At 72.5% G+C, this 18,516-nt stretch carries 14 protein-coding genes and 1 pseudogene; 12 read left to right on the forward strand and 3 right to left on the reverse strand.

Annotated features, from left to right (window positions below):
- Positions 1 to 458 precede the first annotated feature (458 nt).
- From ELQ40_RS19065 to ELQ40_RS03630, 3 genes are all read left to right on the forward strand, one after another.
- Entirely contained in the window at positions 459 to 1,316 is an 858-nt protein-coding gene (locus ELQ40_RS19065; protein WP_240665926.1) for a cytochrome b/b6 domain-containing protein, read from the forward strand.
- Positions 1,313 to 2,392, forward strand: coding sequence for a phosphotransferase family protein (locus tag ELQ40_RS03625; protein WP_127792452.1), 1,080 nt, complete (start codon positions 1,313 to 1,315; stop codon positions 2,390 to 2,392). The genes ELQ40_RS19065 and ELQ40_RS03625 overlap by 4 nt, the downstream gene beginning before the upstream one ends.
- Positions 2,393 to 2,483: 91 nt before the next feature.
- On the forward strand, positions 2,484 to 3,989 hold the full coding sequence (locus ELQ40_RS03630; protein ID WP_127792453.1) for an aldehyde dehydrogenase family protein: 1,506 nt from the start codon (positions 2,484 to 2,486) through the stop codon (positions 3,987 to 3,989).
- A 65-nt stretch (positions 3,990 to 4,054) separates the two neighbouring features.
- Here the strand turns inward: ELQ40_RS03630 and ELQ40_RS03635 are convergent, their stop codons facing one another.
- Positions 4,055 to 5,281 carry a TetR/AcrR family transcriptional regulator gene (locus ELQ40_RS03635; protein WP_127792454.1) on the reverse strand — a complete coding sequence of 409 codons (1,227 nt, stop codon included), beginning with the start codon at positions 5,279 to 5,281 and terminating at the stop codon, positions 4,055 to 4,057.
- A 178-nt stretch (positions 5,282 to 5,459) separates the two neighbouring features.
- On the opposite strand from ELQ40_RS03635, the gene ELQ40_RS03640 reads away from it, so the two are divergent.
- From ELQ40_RS03640 to ELQ40_RS03670, 7 genes are all read left to right on the forward strand, one after another.
- A complete protein-coding gene (locus tag ELQ40_RS03640) occupies positions 5,460 to 7,034 on the forward strand; it encodes a long-chain-fatty-acid--CoA ligase (RefSeq protein WP_127792455.1) in 1,575 nt (524 codons plus the stop codon).
- 4 nt (positions 7,035 to 7,038) lie between these two features.
- Positions 7,039 to 8,628 carry an alcohol dehydrogenase catalytic domain-containing protein gene (locus ELQ40_RS03645; protein WP_127792456.1) on the forward strand — a complete coding sequence of 530 codons (1,590 nt, stop codon included), beginning with the start codon at positions 7,039 to 7,041 and terminating at the stop codon, positions 8,626 to 8,628.
- 145 nt (positions 8,629 to 8,773) lie between these two features.
- Positions 8,774 to 10,057, forward strand: a complete 1,284-nt coding sequence (locus ELQ40_RS03650) for an ABC transporter substrate-binding protein (protein WP_127792457.1) — start codon at positions 8,774 to 8,776, stop codon at positions 10,055 to 10,057.
- Positions 10,058 to 10,150: 93 nt separating this feature from the next.
- A complete protein-coding gene (locus ELQ40_RS03655; RefSeq protein WP_127792458.1) occupies positions 10,151 to 10,921 on the forward strand; it encodes an ABC transporter ATP-binding protein in 771 nt (256 codons plus the stop codon).
- Positions 10,918 to 11,625: an ABC transporter ATP-binding protein gene (locus ELQ40_RS03660; RefSeq protein ID WP_127792459.1), complete on the forward strand. Its 708-nt coding sequence runs from the start codon at positions 10,918 to 10,920 to the stop codon at positions 11,623 to 11,625. Before ELQ40_RS03655 ends, ELQ40_RS03660 begins: the two co-directional genes overlap by 4 nt.
- A gap of 90 nt (positions 11,626 to 11,715) precedes the next feature.
- Positions 11,716 to 12,591 carry a branched-chain amino acid ABC transporter permease gene (locus ELQ40_RS03665; RefSeq protein ID WP_127792460.1) on the forward strand — a complete coding sequence of 292 codons (876 nt, stop codon included), beginning with the start codon at positions 11,716 to 11,718 and terminating at the stop codon, positions 12,589 to 12,591.
- Positions 12,588 to 13,652: a branched-chain amino acid ABC transporter permease gene (locus ELQ40_RS03670; RefSeq protein WP_127792461.1), complete on the forward strand. Its 1,065-nt coding sequence runs from the start codon at positions 12,588 to 12,590 to the stop codon at positions 13,650 to 13,652. The genes ELQ40_RS03665 and ELQ40_RS03670 overlap by 4 nt, the downstream gene beginning before the upstream one ends.
- 162 nt (positions 13,653 to 13,814) lie before the next feature.
- Here the strand turns inward: ELQ40_RS03670 and ELQ40_RS03675 are convergent, their stop codons facing one another.
- Positions 13,815 to 14,561 carry an SDR family oxidoreductase gene (locus ELQ40_RS03675; RefSeq protein ID WP_127792462.1) on the reverse strand — a complete coding sequence of 249 codons (747 nt, stop codon included), beginning with the start codon at positions 14,559 to 14,561 and terminating at the stop codon, positions 13,815 to 13,817.
- Positions 14,545 to 15,879 (reverse strand): acyl-CoA dehydrogenase family protein, encoded by a 1,335-nt coding sequence (locus ELQ40_RS03680; protein WP_205649421.1) that lies wholly within the window; start codon positions 15,877 to 15,879, stop codon positions 14,545 to 14,547. Before ELQ40_RS03680 ends, ELQ40_RS03675 begins: the two co-directional genes overlap by 17 nt.
- A gap of 192 nt (positions 15,880 to 16,071) precedes the next feature.
- Between ELQ40_RS03680 and ELQ40_RS03685 the strand changes: the two genes are divergently transcribed.
- Together ELQ40_RS03685 and ELQ40_RS03690 are read left to right on the forward strand one after the other, a co-directional pair.
- Entirely contained in the window at positions 16,072 to 17,247 is a 1,176-nt protein-coding gene (locus tag ELQ40_RS03685; protein ID WP_127792464.1) for an acyl-CoA dehydrogenase family protein, read from the forward strand.
- An 11-nt stretch (positions 17,248 to 17,258) separates the two neighbouring features.
- A pseudogene (locus ELQ40_RS03690) lies at positions 17,259 to 18,464 on the forward strand (acetyl-CoA C-acetyltransferase); the annotation flags it as partial.
- Between the last annotated feature and the right edge of the window lie 52 nt (positions 18,465 to 18,516).

Genomic DNA, 18,516 nt, shown 5'->3' on the forward strand with positions numbered 1-18,516 from the left:
CGGCCGTCCCCGGGGTCGCAGCTGCAGCGGGCGGCCCTGGGGCCGGCGGGGCAAGCGGGACTGCTGCGGTCGATGCGCGAGCGGAGGCCTCCCTCGAGGCCGCCGATGCGCGAGGGGAGGCCTCCTCCGAGGCGGTGGTCGGCGTCCCCCTGCGCCGCGGCCTGCCCAGGCGCCCGGGCGGGGAGCCGTGGCCGCCGGCCGGGCTCGCGCCCGACGCAGCCATCGAGGCCCCGCCGGTCCGATCCGCCGACCTCGCGCCGACGGCGGCTGACGGAAATTCAGGAGATCCTGGTTTCCAGGCGTCCCACGAGCGGCATCGACCGGAATCTCCTGCAGAAATGCGGTCGCCCGAAGCACCAGCACCAGCACCAGCATCCCCGGCACCGGTATCCCGGCCGACAGCGACAGCCGGCTCCGGCCCCGAGGCAGGTCCCCGACCTGGCCGGGCGCGCTGGGTCTTGATCGCAATCGGCGCGATCCTCGTTGCCGGCATCGTCGTGCTCGCCGCGCGGTGGCTGCTGACCCTGCCACCCGTGCAGGGCTTCGTCGCGACCTATCCCGGCGAGTATCACCTGCCCGAGGGCGCGCCCGTGGGCTTCCCGGCCTGGCTCGCCTGGCAGCACTTCTTCAACGTCTTCCTGATGGTGCTGATCGTGCGCTCGGGGATGCAGGTGCGCACCGAGCGCAAGCCGGCCGCCTACTGGTCGCCGCGCTGGAACCGGTCGCGCAAGATCTCGATCGCGCTGTGGTTCCACCAGTCGCTCGACATCCTGTGGCTGGTCAACGGGGCGGTCTACGTCGTGCTGCTGTTCGCGACCGGGCAGTGGATGCGCATCGTGCCGACGAGCTGGGAGGTGTTCCCGAACGCGGTGTCGGCGGCCCTGCAGTACGCGTCGCTCGACTGGCCGACCGAGAACGGCTGGGTGAACTACAACGGGCTGCAGCAGCTCGCGTACTTCACCACGGTCTTCGTCGCCGCTCCCCTCGCGGCCGTCACCGGCGTTCGGATGTCGGGGATCTGGCCCGCACGCGCGACGCGGCTGAGCCGGATCTACCCGGTCGAGGTGGCCCGCGCCGTGCACTTCCCAGTGATGCTGTACTTCGTCGCGTTCCTGATCGTGCACGTCGGGCTCGTGCTCTCGACGGGCGCGCTGCGCAACCTCAACCACATGTACGGCGGGCAGGATGCCGTGAACTGGGTCGGGTTCGGCATCTTCGCGGGCTCGCTCGCCGTGATCGCCGGCGGCTGGATGCTGGCCAGGCCGATCGTGCTCGCACCGATCGCCGGGCTGTTCGGGACGGTGAGCAACCGATGAGCGAGGTCGTCGCGACGCTCGACGGAGCGCGCGAGGGTCCTGCGCCCCTGCTCGTGCTCGACCGGGTCGAGGCGTTCCTGGACGCGCACGCGCTCGGCGCGGGCCCGATCTCGTGGACTCGCATCGGCGAGGGGCAGTCGAACGTCACGTTCCTGCTGCGCCGGGGCGATGCCGAGGTCGTGCTGCGGCGCGGTCCGAGGCCGCCGCTGCCGCCCTCGGCGCACGACATGCTCCGCGAGGCGCGCGTGCAGCTCGCGCTCCGCGACGCCGGATACCCCGTGCCCCAGGTGCTCGCGACGTGCGAGGACGACACGGTGCTGGGCGTGCCGTTCTACCTGATGGACTTCGTGCGCGGCGACGTGGTCACCACGCACCTGCCCGAGCGGTTCGGAACCGCGCACGATCGTGCGGCGCTGGCGGATGCCGCGGTGGAGGCCCTTGCGCAGCTCCACGCGATCGACGTGTCCACGGGACAGCTCAGCACGCTCGGACGGCCCGACGGATACCTCGCGCGACAGGTCGAACGCTTCCGCGGGCTCTGGGGGCGGGTGTCGCGCCGGTCGCTGCCCGAGGTCGAGGAGGTCGCCGACCTGCTCGCCGCAGCCGTGCCCGTGAGCGGGCGGGCGAGCGTGGTGCACGGCGACTTCCGGCTGGGCAACCTGATGCTCGCGCCCGGCGGCCCCGCCGCGGCGGTGCGCCCGTCGGTCGCCGCCGTGCTCGACTGGGAGATGGCGACGCTCGGCGATCCGCTCGCCGACCTCGGCTATTTCACGGCGACATGGAGCGAGCCGGGGTCGCCGGCCACGGTCATGGAGCTGTCGCCGGTGACCGCGCTCGACGGGTTCCCCGACCGCGACGGGCTCGCGCGGGCGTACGAGCGGCGCACGGGTGCCGACCTGTCGTCGCTCGCCTGGTACCAGGCCCTCGCGCTGTGGAAGTCGGCGGTGTTCTGCGAGGCGATCCACACGCGCTGGCTCGAGGGCGAGCGCCCCGACGACACCGACTTCGCACCGCGACTGGAGCAGGGCGTCCCGCAGCTGCTCGGGCTCGCGGGCGAACTCGCCGCAAGATCGTGACCGCGTCTCACTTGTGGCGGAGCCACGCGGGGCCTACAGTGAATCCGGATTCACTTCTTGGTCCAGTTCATTCAACGACGAAAGGACGGCCATGACGCTCATCGCGGATGACCCGACCTCCGCCCAGCTCGTGTCCACCGACCCTCGCGACGGATCGCAGGTCGGCTCCTGGCCGGTCGCCGACCAGGCCGCCGTCGACCGTGCGGTCGCCGCGGCGCGCGACGCCGCCGAATGGTGGCACGCGCAGGGCTTCGCCGGACGCAAGCGGCACCTCCAGGCGTGGAAGACCGAGATCACCGAGGGCGCGCACGCGCTCGCCGACGTCATCTCGCGCGAGACCGGCAAGCCCTCGGGCGACGCCCTGCTCGAGGTCGTGCTCACGCTCACGCACCTCGACTGGGCCTCCAAGGAGGCGCACAAGGTGCTCCGCCGGACGAAGGTGCCCTCCGGCCTCGCGAACATCAACCAATCGGCCTCGGTGGGCTACGAGCCCTACGGCGTCGTCGGCGTGATCGGCCCGTGGAACTACCCGTTCTACACGCCGATGGGCTCGATCTCGTACGCGCTGTCGGCCGGCAACGCCATCGTCTTCAAGCCGAGCGAGCTCACCCCGGCCACGGCGAAGTGGATCGAGGATGCCTGGAACCGCGCGGTTCCGGGGCATCCGGTGTTCAGCGTCGTCGTCGGCGACGGCGCGACCGGTGCCGCACTCGTGCACGCCGGCGTCGACAAGATCGCCTTCACCGGGTCGCCCGGCACGGCGCGCAAGGTCATGGCCGCCTGCGCCGAGCGGCTCACGCCGATCGTCGTCGAGGCCGGCGGCAAGGATGCGATGATCGTCGCCGCCGACGCCGACCTCGACGCCGCGGTCGGCTTCGCGGTCTTCGGCGGCATGGGCAACGCCGGGCAGACCTGCGCGGGCGTCGAGCGGGTCTTCGTCGAGGCATCCGTGCACGACGAGTTCCTCTCGCGGCTCGCGAAGGCCGCGGCGAAGCTGCACCCGGGGCCCGGGGCATCCGACAGCTACGGGCCGATGACCCTCGCCCGCCAGTCCGACATCGTCGCCCGGCAGCTCGACGAGGCCATCGCGCGCGGCGCCACGGCCGTCGTGGGCGGACCGGACTCGGTCGCCGACGGATACGTCGGGCCGGTCGTGCTGCGCGACGTGCCCGCGGACTGCGCCGTCTCGCGCGAGGAGACGTTCGGGCCCGTGCTCGTCGTCGACCGGGTCGCGGACCTCGACGAGGCCGTGCGTCGCACCAACGACACCGACTACGGGCTCACCGCCTCGATCTTCACCAAGGACCTCGCGAAGGGGCGCGCGCTCGCCGCGCGGCTGAAGGTGGGCGCCGTGACGGTGAACTCGGTGCTCGGCTTCGCCGGCATCCCGTCGCTGCCGTTCGGCGGCCGCGGCGACTCGGGCTTCGGGCGCATCCACGGCGCCGACGGCCTGCGCGAGTTCAGCGTGGTCAAGTCGGTCGCGGTGCAGACGCGCAAGCCCATGCTCGACCTGCTCACCATGGACCGGTCCGAGAAGGACATGAGGATGACCGAGAAGGTGCTGCACCTGCTCCACGGGCGGCGCGGCAAGCACTGAGCGCGGCGAGCACTGCGCGCGGCGAGCATTATGCCGGCGCGGCACGGTCGGATCGGCGCTCGGCGTCAGGCGTTCGCGCCGACGCCGAGCGCCGATCGCACGAGTGCGCAGACCCGGGCGCGCCGCGACGGCGTCGCGTCGAAGTGCACCAGGCGGCCGATGTCGACCACGATGTTGAGCCCCGCGTGCACCCGGAACCGGGCGGCCGCGGGGGAGAGCTCCGGTCGCACGGCGCGCAGCAGCGCGACCCACTCGTCGACGTGGCGGCGCTGGAGGGCGCGCAGGCGCTCCTGCTCGGCGGGCGGCAGTGCCCCGGCGTCCGAGAAGTACACGCTCATCAGGTCGTGGTGGGTGAAGCTGTGGGCGACGTACGCGTCGACCAGGTCGTGCAACCCGACCTCCGGGGAGGTCGCGCCGCCGAGGGCGTCGGCGGTGGTCGCGCTGAGCCGCTCGGCCGCGCGCACGCAGGCCTCGAGGAGCAGCTCGGACTTGCTGCCGAAGTACCGGTAGAACCCCGACGCGGTGAGCCCGACGGCGGCGCTGATCTCGTCGATGCCCGTGTCGTGGTACCCGCGCCGGTGGAACAGCACGAGCGCCTCGCTGATGATGAGTTCGCGCTTGGACGCGCTGGGCAGGCCGGATGCGTCGTCCGGGACGGCCGGCGCGTACGGCGGCAGGTCGGTCTCCGCGACGTCGCGCGCGACGTCGCGCAACAGGTCGACGAGCTGGCGGTGCGGCAGCTTCGTGTGGTGCGACGTGATGCTGGCCACGGCGCTCATCGCGGCCGCGGCGAGCGCGTCGCCGTCGCCGTCGGGCACGGGGCGACCCTCCTCGAGCCGGAGCGCTTCGAGCGGTCGCCGGACGCGGTCGGTGATGAGGGCGAAGTCGTCGCGGACGCGACGGCGATCGGCCGGCTCGAGGTAGCGGCCCTCCCAGCGGTAGAGCCCGCCCGTGCGCCGGTTGCCGATGGTCGCCTCGATGAGGTCCACGACGACGGCGTCGAACCAGCCGGACGCGGGCTCGCCCTCTCGGGGCTCGGCTGCGGCGTCGGTCGCCTCGATGAGGCCGTGCGCGAGCCGGTCGACGGCGTCGACGAAAAGGGCGTACTTGTTCGGGAAGTGCCGGTAGAGCGCGGGCGCCGAGATGCCGACGGCGGCGGCGACGTCGCCCATGCCGACCTGGTGGTAGCCGCGCTCGGAGAACGCCTCGGCCGCGGCCATCGCGATCCGCTGGCGGCGGTCCTTCGGGCGGATCCGCCGTTCGGCGGCGGGCACCGCCTGCACTGCGCTCATCACGTCAGGCTACCGCAGGGGCGCCATGCCGGGCCCTGTGAATCACGATTCACGAACCGATGTGAATCGTGATTAACAAAATGCGTGACATCGCCGGGTTCGGGAGGCATACTGGGGGCAGCCTTCGTCGCCGGTCCGCCGGCGCCGGGTACAGCGTCGTACGAAAGGGAACCCCCGAATGAGCACCGAACCCCTCCCGATCCCGCGAGGCGCGCGTCGCAACCACTGGATGAGCCAGGTCGCCACGCACGCCCAGAACCGGCCCGACGCGCTCGCGTTCCGGTACCTCGGCCGTGACACGTCGTGGGCGCAGGTGCAGGAGCGCGTCACGCACCTGGCCGCCGCGCTGCGACGCCGCGGCGTCGCCGAGGGCGACCGCGTCCTGCTCCTGACCCTGAACAGCCCCGAGGTCGTCGAGTCGGTCTTCGCGATCAACACGCTCGGCGCCATCGCGGTGCCGATCAACGTGCGTCTCACGCCGCCCGAGATCGCCTACATCGTCGACGACGCGGATGCCTCGGTCATCATCGTCGACGCCCCCCTCGCCCCGCTCGTGGGCGTCGTCGCCCAGCTCACCCCGCGCATCGAGCGGGTCCTCGTGCTCGGCCCCGCCGGCGAGGGCCAGGAGTCCGTGCCCGACCTCATCGCCGAGGACCTCGACGGGTTCGAGGCCCCCGACGTCCCCGAGGACACCACGGCCCTGATCATGTACACCTCGGGCACCACCGGGCGCCCGAAGGGCGCCATGCTCGATCACCTCAACCTCAACGCGCAGGCGCTCACGTGCCTGCGCGCGAACGCGGTGGTCGACGAGTCCGACATCTCGTTCATGACCGCGCCGCTCTTCCACATCGCCGGCCTCGGCTCGATCGCGCCGAACTTCATCATCGGCATCCCGACGATCATCCATCCGCTCGGGGCGTTCGACCCGGCCGCGATCGTCGACGCGTGGGAGGCCGAGCGGGCCACCATCGTGTTCAACGTGCCGCAGCAGTGGCAGGCGATCTGCGCCCTGCCCGGGATCAAGGAGCGCGACCTCGCACTGCGCATCATCAGCTGGGGCGCGGCCCCGGCATCCGACACGCTCCTGCGGCAGATGGAGGACTGCTTCCCGAACGCGATGAACGTCGCCGTGTTCGGGCAGACCGAGATGTCGCCGATCACCTGCGTGCTCCGCGGCCCCGATTCGCTGCGCAAGCTCGGCTCGGTGGGTCGCCCCATCCCCACGATCCAGACGCGCGTCGTCGACGACGAGATGCGCGACGTGGCGCCGGGCCAGGTCGGCGAGATCGTCTACCGCGGGCCGACGATGATGAAGGGCTACTGGCGCAAGCCGGTCGAGACCGCCGAGGCGTTCGAGGGCGGATGGTTCCACTCGGGCGACCTCGTCCGGCAGGACGATGAGGGCTTCGTCTGGGTCGTCGACCGCAAGAAGGACATGATCATCACCGGCGGCGAGAACGTCTACTGCGCCGAGGTCGAGAACGCCCTCTTCGCGCACCCCGAGATCCTCGACGTCGCCGTCTACGGCCGCGCCGACGAGCAGTGGGGCGAGGTGCCGGTCGCCGTGATCGTCGCGGCCGGCGGCACCGAGATCACCGTCGACTCGCTCGCGGAGTTCCTCGGCGACAAGCTGGCCAGGTTCAAGCGGCCCAAGCACGTCGTGCTCGTCGAGGTGCTCCCGCGCAACGCGGGCGGCAAAGTCAACAAGGTCGCGCTGCGCGCCGCCGACCGCGAGCCCACGCCGGCCTAGGGCGATGACCGCGACGACGGCCGCGCTCGTCCACGAGCGCGGCGGCACGGCCACGCTCTCGAAGGTGACCATCCGGCAGCCGGGCGCACACGAACTCGTGGTGCGCGTGATGGCCTCCGGCGTGTGCGCGACCGACCTCTTCGGCATCGACGGGGGAGCGGGCGATCGCTTCCCGGCGGTCTTCGGGCACGAAGGCGCGGGCATCGTCGAGGCCGTCGGCGACGGTGTGACCGAAATCCGTTCCGGCGACCGTGTCGTGCTCGGGTTCGCCTCGTGCGGCGACTGCGACGCCTGTCTCCACGGGCACTCGGCGTACTGCGGCCGATTCGCCGAGCTCAACTACGCCGCGCACGCCGGCGCCACCTCGACGACCGGCCCGGTGACGACGGGCTGGATGGGCCAGTCGTCGTGGGCGGCCCACGTGGTCGTGGATGCCCGCAGTGCGGTGGTCATCGGCGACGACGTGCCGTGGGCCGTCGCGGCGACCCTCGGCTGCGGGGTGCTCACCGGTGCCGGTGCGGTGCTGAACGTGCTCCGTCCCGGCCCGGGCGACACCCTGCTCGTCATCGGCGCAGGCACCACCGGGCTCGCGGCCGTCATGGCGGCGAAGCACCGCGGCGTCGCGCGCATCGTCGTGAGCGACCCGATCGCCGACCGCCGAGACCTCGCCATGCTGCTCGGCGCCACCGAGGCGCTCGCGCCCGACCGGGTCGCCGAGGCGGTCAGGGGAACGGCGTCGCACGTGCTCGACACCGTCGGCACGCAGCCCGCGCTCGACCTCGCGCTCTCCCAGCTCGCGACCCGCGGCACCTGCGCGACGGTCGCGTTGAAGCCGGGCGCCAACCGGGTCGAGGTGTCGCAGTCCCGGCTGCTCTGGGGGCGGACGCTGACCGGCGTGATCGAAGGCGACGCCGACGTCGCGCGAGACATCCGCTCGCTCGCCGCACTGTGGCGAGCCGGCCGACTGCCCGTCGAGTGGCTCGTCGCGACGTACCCGTTCGCCGACGTCGCCCAGGCCGTCGAGGACGCCCGCGACGGCCGCGTCGTCAAGCCGGTGCTGCGCATGGGCGACGAGCGCCGCGTCGCACCGCCGGCCGCGCCGGCCGACCTGGTCGAGACCCTGCGCGGCGGCGCGGTCGCCGAGGACGACCTCGCCGGGCTCTGGCGATCGCTGCCGCCGGTCGAGCCCGCCGAGCTCCGCGGCCTGTGGCGGGGCACGGGCCTGAGCCCCGGTCACCGCGTGCACCGGCTGCTCACGCGCAGCGGCTGGTACGGCAAGCTCTTCCGCTCCGACGACGACGTCGCCCCCATCGTGCGCACCGACGGCGCCGGCGGACTCGTGAGCGACCCGGTGCTCGCCCGCGGCGGTGCGAGCCTGCACCGCGTCGTGCACGACGGCGTCGCGACGGCGGCGATGGTCTACGACGGCCAGCCGGTGATCGACTGCTTCGTCCGCGTCGGACCCGACGCCCTCCTCGGCGTCATGACCGGCCGCGACACCCTCGACGACGGGCGCGCGTACCACTTCCTGCTCGAACGCGACCGCGACCGCGATCCCGACCAGATCGGAACCGCTCCGGCGCCCGCCGGCTGAACCCGCGCCGAACGGCGAGCGCGAACCCCCGACCGGCGGCCCCGAGCCGTCGGACCGTGATCCAGTGCGCCCTCGCGCGGCGCCGCCCGACCCTGCACCCCCACCCTGCACCCAGCTCGCGATCACCCATCAGAGAGGCACGACGATGACCATCACCCACCCCGCGCGACGACGTCGCGCCACGATCGCCGTGGCATCCGCCGCGGTCACCGCGCTCGCGCTCGCCGGTTGCGTCGGACGCGACGGCGACTCCGGCGACGCCGGCGCCGACGCGGCGCAGGCCGAGGCCGATTGCAGCCCCGGCTTCACCGACACCGAGGTGCGGATCGGGAACAGCATCCCGCTGTCCGGTCCCGCCGCGGCGTACGGCGCGATCGGCACGACCATCCAGGCCTACTTCGACGACCTCAACGCCGCTGGCGGCCTCGAGTTCGCCGACGGCGTCACCCGCGAGGTCGTCGTCACCGTCGTCGACGACTCGTACGACCCGGCGAAGACCGCCGCCAACGTGCGGACCCTCGTCGAGCAGGATGAAGTGTTCGCGCTCGCCGGCGTGCTCGGCACCGGTGCGGCGATCAGCGTCGCGCCCTACGTCGAGGAGGCCGGGGTGCCGAACCTCTTCACCGGGACCGGCTCCGACGCGATCCTCGCCCTGCACGAGCAGGACCCGTGGACCACCGGCTTCATGCCGCAGTACGGGTTCGAGGTGCAGGCGCTCGCCGAATACCTGATCGCCGAGCACCCCGGCTCGACCGCCGCGATCCTGTACCAGAACGACGACTTCGGCGAGAGCATCCGCGCCGGCTTCGAGGCGGCGTTCGAGGGCAGCGGCATCGAGATCGTCGCGGCCGAGCCGTACGAGCTCGCGAGCCCGTCGGTCGACAGCCAGGTGACCGCGCTCGCGGCATCCGACGCCGATCTCTTCCTGAACTGGGCGGTGGGTGCGTTCGCCACGCAGTCGCTCAAGAAGAAGCTCGAACTCGGTTGGGACGCCACTACGGTGATCAACGCACCCGCGGCCGACGCGACGTTCTTCCTCAAGCCCGCCGGGCCCGGCGCCGCCGACGGCGTCGTCTCGATCGCGTACACGAAGGACATCACCGACCCGTCGCTCGCGGGCGACCCGGGCTTCGACGCGTGGACCGAGTTCGCGGCCGCGCACGAGGGCGAGGTGAACGCCCTCTCCGCCCCCGCAGCGGCCGGCTACCAGACCGCGCAGCTGCTCGAGGCGGCGCTCGTCGAGATGGAGGGATGCACCCGCGAGGCGCTCCTCGACGCGGCGACCTCGTTCGACGGACTCGAGCTCGACCTCGCACCGGTGCCGGTGTCGACGACGCCCGAGTACCCGTTCGTGTTCAGCGAGATCGGCGTCCAGGTCTTCAACGGCGAGAACTGGGACCTGACCGAGGGCACCTACACGGTCGACTGACGGATGCCCCGGGGCCGGCGATCCCGACCCCGGGGCGCACCCGCCCGTGCTCGACGCGCGGGCCACCACCACCACGATCACCAGGAGGGCGGCATGGGCGCACTGCTCGAGGTCCGCGACGTCCGGCTCTCGTTCGGGGGGCTGCAGGCGCTCGACGGACCGAGCCTCACGGTCGGCGACGGCGAGGTCGTCGGCCTGATCGGGCCGAACGGCGCCGGCAAGACGAGCCTGTTCAACTGCATCTCCGGGCTCTACCGGCGCCAGTCGGGCACGATCCGCATCGCCGGACGCGACGCGACCGCGCTCCCGCGCCACCGCATCGCCGGGCTCGGCGTCGGCCGGACGTTCCAGAACCTGGGCCTGCTGCCATCGCAGACCGTCCTCGAGAACGTGCTCGCCGGCGGGTACTCCGCGACCCGCGGCGGGTTCTGGGCGACCGCGCTCGCGCTGCCCGGCATCCGCCGGGACGAGCGGGCGATGCGCGAGCGCGCGGCGGCGCTGCTCGACGAGCTCGACCTCGCCGCCGTCGCCGGCCGAATCGTCGGCACCCTGCCGTTCGGCACGCTCAAGCGCATCGAGCTCGCGCGGGCCCTGCTGCCCGAACCACGACTGCTGCTCGTCGACGAACCCGCCAACGGACTCGTCCACGGCGAGGTCCGCGAGCTCGGGGAGACGCTCAGGCGACTCGCCTCCGAACGGGGCACCGCGATCCTGCTCGTCGAGCACCACATGGGCCTCGTCACCTCCGTGTGCGACCGGGTCGTCGTGCTCAACTTCGGCCGCCGCATCGCCGAGGGCGACCCGCGGGAGGTCGCCCGCGCCCCCGAGGTCGTCGCCGCCTACCTGGGGAGCGCAGCCGCATGAGCCTGCTCGTCGTCGACCTCGTCGAGGCCGGGTACGGTCCCGCGACCGTGCTCCGCGACATCCGATTCGAGGTGCCGGAAGGCGGCCGCCTCGTGATCCTCGGCGCCAACGGCGCCGGCAAGACGACCACGCTCCGTGCGATCTCGGGACTGTGCCGGGTCGACGGATCGATCCGGCTCGACGGTCGCGAGCTCGTCGGCCGGCCGGCGCACCGCATCGCCGCCGAGGGCATCGCACACGTCCCCCAGGGCCGCGGCACGTTCGGCGACCTGACCGTGCGGGAGAACCTGCTCGCGGGCGGTTCGACGAGGCCGCGTCGCGCGGCATCCGCCGACGCCGACCGCTGGCTCGAACGATTCCCACGGCTCGCCGAGCGCAGCGCCCGGCCGGCATCGGGGCTGAGCGGCGGCGAGCAGCAACTGCTCGCGATCGCCAGGGCCTTCATGGCCGCTCCCCGGGTGGTGCTCCTCGACGAGCCGTCGCTCGGGCTCGCGCCGAAGATCACGACCGAACTGTTCGCGACCCTCGACGAGCTCGGCCGCGAGACCGGCACCGCGTTGCTGCTCGTCGAGCAGAACGCACAGGTCGCCCTCGGCATCGCCGAGGAGGCGCTCGTCGTGGAGAGCGGACGGATCACCGTGCGCGGGCCGGCCGACGAGCTCCGCGAGAACGACGACGTGCGCCGCGCCTACCTGGGCGTCTGACGGCGGCGACGCATCGAAGACGCTGAACGCATCGACGGCTGAACGCATCGAAGACGGCTGAACGCATCGAAGACGGCTGAGAGGAGAAGGATGCTGCTGCAACAGTTGGCCGACGGCATCGCGACCGGGGCGATCTACGGGGCGCTGGCGCTCGCGATCGTGCTCGTCTACCGGGCATCGCGCACGTTGAACTTCGCGCAGGGCGAGCTCGCCCTGCTGGGCGCGTACGTCTCGTGGCAGTGCACCGCGTGGGGGCTGCCGCTCCCGGTCGCGGTCGCCGTCTCGATGGCCGCGCTCGCCCTGTTGTCGGCCGGCATCGAGCGGGTGCTGATCCGGCCGCTCGTGCGCCGCCACCAGCACCTGCCGCTCATCATCGTGAGCCTCGGGCTCATGATCGCGCTGAACGCCCTCATCGGGTGGGTCTGGACGTACCAGACGAAGGAGGTGCCCGCGCTGTTCGGCCCGGGCACGGTGGCGGTCGGCGGGGTCGCGGTGTCGCGCCAGGACGTGGGCATCGTGGTCACGGTCGTGGTCGTCGCCCTCCTGCTCGCCGCGCTGTTCGGGTTCACCCGCATCGGCCTGCGCATGCGCGCCGCCGTGTCGGCGCCCGAGTCGGCCGAGCTCTCGGGCATCTCGACCGGTCGCACGATGACGATCGGCTGGGCGGTCGCGGGTGCCGTCGGCGCGCTCGCCGGCACGCTGATCGCCCCGGAGCTGTTCCTGCACCCGGGCATGATGGCTCCGGTGCTCATCTACGCCTTCGCGGCGGCCACCCTCGGCGGGCTGGAATCGCCGGTCGGCGCCCTGATCGGCGGGGTCGCGGTCGGCATCGTCGAGAACCTGGCCGGGAGCTACCTGCCCGGCGGATCGGAGTTCAAGCAGGTGGTCGCGCTGCTGATCATCGTGGTCGTGCTGCTCGTGCGACCGCAGGGCATGTTCGGACGACGGGAGCTGGTGCGCGCATGACGACGACCTCGACCTCTCCGGTCCGCGCCTTCCTCGCCGGCCGGGCCGCGCGGCCGTCGGCCGCCGAATGGCTGCGCCGGCCCCGACCGCCGCTCGACCCGCCGCGATGGCTCGCGATCGCGATCGTCGGGCTCGGCGCGGTCGTGCTGGCCGTGCTGCCGCTCGTCAACCCGAGCTACATCAACCTCACCGTCACGCTCGTGCTGATCTGGACGATCGTCGGCCTCGGCCTCAACCTCCTCGTCGGCTTCGGCGGTCAGGTGTCGCTCGGCCACTCGGCGTTCTTCGCGATCGGCGCCTACGCCGTCGCCGTGGGCGGCGAAGCCGGGATGCCGCACCCCGCGACGCTGCTCGTCGCCGCGGCCGTGCCGTTCGTCGTGGGCTATGTGCTCGGCCTTCCCGCCCTGCGACTCAAGGGGCTGCAGCTCGGCCTCGTCACCCTCGCGATGGCGATGGCGACGCCCGCGGTGATCCGCGGCCTCCAGCCCCTCACGCACGGCAGCCGCGGGATCGCGATCGACGGAGACCCGCCCGCCTGGGTGCCGCTCGACCACGACCAGTGGGTGTACTACCTCGCGCTCGCGGCCGCCGTGATCGGCTACGTCGTGACGCGCCGGCTCGCACGCGGCCGCCTCGGGCGCTCGTTCGTCGCGGTGCGCGACGCCGAACTCGTCGCCGAGACGCTCGGCGTCGACGTGTGGCAGACCAAGACCCGCCTCTTCGCGGTGTCGGCCGCGTACGCGGGCGTCGCGGGCGGGCTGTACGCCATGCTGCTCGAGTTCGTGGGGCCCGAGAACTTCAACCTGACGCTGTCGATCTCGTTCGTGACGCTCATCGTGGTCGGCGGCCTCGCGACGGTGCCCGGCGCGGTGCTCGGTGCCCTGTTCGTGCAGTACGTGCCGACGTTCACGTCGAGCCTCAGCCCGGCCGCGACGGGCGCGGCCTACGGCGCGGTGCTCGTGGTCTTCGCGTTCTTCCTGCCGTACGGCCTCGTCGGTCTCCTCCGCGGCGCACTCGCCCCGCTCGTGCGCCGGATCCCCGGACGCCGTCCGCCCGCCTGACCCGCCCGCCTCCTCGCCCGCCCGCCCGCTCGTCACCTTCCTTCCTCGCCTCCATCCTTCGGGACGGTTCCTCTCCGTCGGGACCCTCAGATACAGGGGTCCGGTGGTTGAAGAACCGTCCCGAAGGGACGGGGGGCAGGGCGCCGGCCCGACGGAGCGCGGCTACGCCCCGGTGAGGCCGCCGCCCGCGCGGTAGACGGGCAGCACCGGAACGGCCGCATTGCGCGACAGCCGGGTGAGCGACACGGCGAGCTCGGCGAGGTCGTCGGGCCGGATCATGTCGGTCGCGGGCAGCACGTCGTGCTTCCAGGCCGCCATGTCGGTGTCGACGTAGCCGGGACAGATCGCCGTGGCGCTCACCCCGGTCGCGACCTCCTCGATGCAGATCGACCGGCAGAGCGAGACGACCGCGGCCTTCGTCGCGCTGTAGGCCGCGAGATCGGGTTCGGGCAGCAGGCCCGCAAGTGACGCGAGGGCGATGACGCGCGCGCCCCGCGGGCCGGTCGCGGCGGTGGCGCGCAGCAGCGGAAGCGCCGCCGCGACGAGGGCGAACGCGCCCCGGAAGTTCAGTGCGTAGTGCTTGTCGACGCGCCGAAGGGGGGTGGCGTCGATGGGGGAGCCGAAGCCCATGCCGGCGTTCAGCACGAGGGCGTCGAGCCGGCCCCACGCCTCCTCGTGATGGGTGACGAGTCGCGCGAGGTCGCCGTCGTCGGACGCGTCGGCGACGACCGTCGTGACCCGTGCCCCGGTCTCGGCGAGCTCGGCGGCGGCCGCCTCGAGCGCGTCGCCGGTTCGGGCCGACAGCGTGATCGCGAACCCCTCCGCGGCGAGCCGGCGTGCGATCGCGAGGCCGATGCCCCGCGATCCGCCGGTGACGAGCGCAGCTCGGGCCTCAGGCTGGGAGGTCATGGCGGTGTCCCTTCCGGTGGGCGCGCACGGCGTGCTTGGCGATCGACCAGCGATGCGTCTCGTTCGACCCGTCGTAGATGCGGAACGGGCGGATGTCACGCCAGTACCGTGCCAGCAGCAGCTCGTCGGAGACCCCCTGGCCGCCGGCGAGCTGCACGCTGCGGTCGACGACCCGGCCGACGGCTTCGGAGACGAACGTCTTCGCGATCGACGAGGCGGCGATCGGGTCGGCTGCGGCGCGGCGCGGCGCGGCAGCAGCAGTGGCATCGTCGGATGCCCCGGCCTCGCCGTGCGCCTCGCCGTGCGCCCCGCCGTGCGCGGCGTCGAGCACGCGCGCCGTCTCGCGCACCACCGCCCGTGCCGCGGCGAGGTCGATCTCGTTCTCGGCGACGAGCTGCTGTGCGGGGCCGAGGTCGGCGACGGTCGAACCGAAGGCGTGCCGGGTCGTGACGTGGTCGAGGGCGAGGTCGTGGGCGCGGCCGGCGAGGCCGAGCCAGCGCATGCAGTGCGTGAGCCGGGCCGGGGCGAGCCGCACCTGGGCGGCTTCGAGGCCGTGGTCGACCTCGCCGAGCACGGCGTCGTCGGGCACGAGGCATCCGTCGAATCGCACCACGCTGTGCCCGCCGAACAGGCCCGCGTCGATGGTGTGCACGTCGCGCTCGATCGTGAGCCCCGCCGTGTCGCCGTCGATGAGGAACATGGTCGCGCCGCCCGGGTCACCGGGCTCGCCCGCGGTGCGCGCGAGGCAGATGACGAGGCCGGCGCCGCGTGCGCCGGTGATGAACCACTTCTCGCCGGTGATGCGCCAGCCGCCGGCCACCCGCTCGGCGCGGGTGGTCAGGGCGCGCGGGTCGCTGCCTGCGCCCGGAGCGGGCTCGGTCATGGCGAACGCGGAGTGGAGGTCGCCCGCGGCGAGGGGTCGCAGCCATCGTTCGCGTTGCGCGTCGCTCGCGGCTTCGAGCAGCAGGTGCATGTTGCCCTCGTCGGGCGCCGAGACGTTGAGGGCGACGGGGCCGAAGAGCGAGTAGCCGGCCGCCTCGAAGACGTCGGCCTGCTCGAGGTGGGTGAGCCCGCGGCCGCCCCACTCGACCGGCAGGTGGGGGGTGAGCAGCCCGGCTTCGCGTGCGGCCGCCTGGAGGTCGCGGCGCAGCGCGCGCTCGGTCTCGTCGATCGGTGCGCTCGCCGCCGAGGCGGCTCCGCCGTCGACGGGCCGGTGCAGCACGCCGAGGTGCTCGACCTCGACGGGGATCACGGTGTCCCGCACGAAGTCGCGGACGCGCCCGGCGAGCCCCTCGGTGGTCGGTGGTGCTTCGCCCATGCGCATCCTCGCGTCGTGTGAGTCGTTTTCTTATGGCGATGAGAAAATCCGCCGCTTCGATTCTGTCCGCGTGCCCGTCGTTCTTCAAGGGCGAGCGGGAATTTTTCTAATCCGTTGTAAAAAGTAGGGGCGCGACGTATGCTCGGAACATGCCGATGCAACCGCGCCGGCCGATCAAGGGAGATCTCGCACATGCCCCAGACCTCGCTCGCCGCCGTCGACCGCATCCGTACGGTCTACGAAGAGGAGCACGAGCAGTTCCGCGAGCTCGTCCGCGAGTTCGTCGACCGTCACGCCAAGCCCCACGCCGAGCGCTGGGAGGCCGAGGGCAAGGTCGACCGCGACCTGTTCACGAAGGCCGCGGAGGCCGGCATCCTCGGCTTAACCATCCCCGAGGAGTTCGGCGGCGGCGGCGCCGACGACTTCCGCTTCAACGCGGTCATGGGCGAGGAGCTCGCGCGCCACCCGGTCTCCGACGGCATGGCGGGCATCGCGCTCTCGAACGACATCGTGATCCCGTACTTCATCGAGCTCACGAACGACGAGCAGAAGCGCCGATGGCTGCCGGGCATCGCCGCGGGCGAGCTCATCACGGCCGTCGCGATGACCGAACCCGGCACCGGCAGCGACCTCGCCGGCATCCGCACCACCGCCGTGCTCGACGGCGACGCGTACGTCGTCAACGGCTCCAAGATCTTCATCTCGAACGGGCAGAACGCCGACCTCGTCGTCACGGCGGTGCGCACGAGCGCCGACCCGCACAAGGGCCTCAGCCTGCTCGTCATCCCGACCGACCTGCCCGGCTTCAGCCGCGGCCGCAACCTCGACAAGGTCGGTCTGCACGCGCAGGACACCTCCGAGCTCATCTTCGAGAACGTGCGCGTGCCCGCCGGGAACCTGCTCGGCTCCGAGGGGCAGGGCTTCCTCGGGCTCATGCGCAACCTGCCCCAGGAGCGCCTCTCGATCGCCGCGGCCGCGGTCGCCTCGAGCGAGGGCGTCATCGACCGCACGATCGCGTACGTGCAGGAGCGGCAGGCGTTCGGCAAGCCGGTCGGCGCGTTCCAGAACACGCGCTTCGAGCTCGCCGAGATGTTCACGGCCACGCAGGTCAGCCGCGCGTACATCGACCAGTGCATCGTGCGGCACGCCGCCGGCGAGCTGTCTGCAGAGGATGCCGCAGCCGCGAAGTTCTGGACCACCGAGCAGTACGTGCAGATCGTGAACCGCTGCCTGCAGCTGCACGGCGGGTACGGCTACATGCGCGAGTACCGGATCGCGCGCGACTACGAGGACGCGCGCATCACCACCATCTACGGCGGCACGACCGAGATCATGAAGGAGATCGTCGGTCGGAGCCTCGGACTCTGAGGAGGAGCGACGTGCCAGAGGCATACATCTACGACGCCGTGCGCACCCCGCGCGGGCGCAACCGCGGCGGATCGCTGCACGGAACCAAGCCGGTCGACCTCGTCGTCGGCCTCATCGACGCCGTGCGCGAGCGCAACCCGGGCCTCGATCCGGCCGCGATCGACGACATCGTCCTCGGCGTCGTCTCGCCGATCGGCGAGCAGGGCGGCGACATCGCGCGCACCGCGGCGCTCGTGGCCGGCCTGCCCGAGACCGTCGCGGGCGTGCAGCTCAACCGCTTCTGCGCCTCGGGGCTCGAGGCCGTGAACATGGCGGCGCAGAAGGTCGCCTCGGGCTTCGAGGACCTCGTGCTCGCGGGCGGCGTGGAGTCGATGTCGCGCGTCCCGATCGGATCGGACGGCGGCGCGTACGCGCAGGACCCGACGACGAACTACGACCTGTACTTCGTGCCGCAGGGCATCGGCGCCGACCTCATCGCCACGCTCGAGGGCTTCACCCGCGAAGACGTCGACGCGTACGCCGCCGAGTCGCAGCGCCGCGCCGAGCAGGCCTGGAGCAACGGGTGGTTCGCCAGGTCGGTCGTGCCCGTGCGAGACCAGAACGGCGTGACGCTGCTCGACACGGACGAGCACCGCCGCGCCGGCACCACGACCGCGACCCTGGGCGAGTTGCCCGCGGCGTTCGCGGCGCTCGGCGACCAGGCCGGGTTCGACGCCGTCGCGATGCAGAAGTACCACGCGGTCGAGCGCATCTCGCACGTGCACACCGCCGGCAACTCGTCGGGCATCGTCGACGGCGCGGCGCTGGTCGTCATCGGCAGCCGCGAGGTCGGCGAGCGGTTCGGCCTCACGCCGCGCGCGAAGATCGTCGCGACCGCGGTCACCGGCTCCGAGCCGACGATCATGCTGACCGGTCCGACGCCCGCGACGCAGAAGGTGCTCGCCAAGGCCGGGCTCACGGTCGACGACATCGACCTGTTCGAGCTGAACGAGGCGTTCGCGGCCGTGGTCATGCGGTGGATGAGCGACCTCGACATCCCGCACGAGAAGGTCAACGTCAACGGGGGAGCGATCGCGATGGGGCATCCGCTCGGCGCGACGGGGGCGATGATCCTCGGCACCCTGCTCGACGAGCTCGAGCGCCGCGACCAGCGGCGCGGACTCGCGACGCTGTGCGTCGGCGCGGGCATGGGCATCGCGACCGTCATCGAACGCGTCGACGGATTCGACACCGACGGGTCTGACACCGACGGATTCGACGCGCCCGCTT

Origin of the sequence: Agromyces sp. LHK192 (assembly GCF_004006235.1) — a bacterium.
In the GTDB taxonomy this organism is placed as follows: Bacteria; Actinomycetota; Actinomycetes; order Actinomycetales; family Microbacteriaceae; genus Agromyces.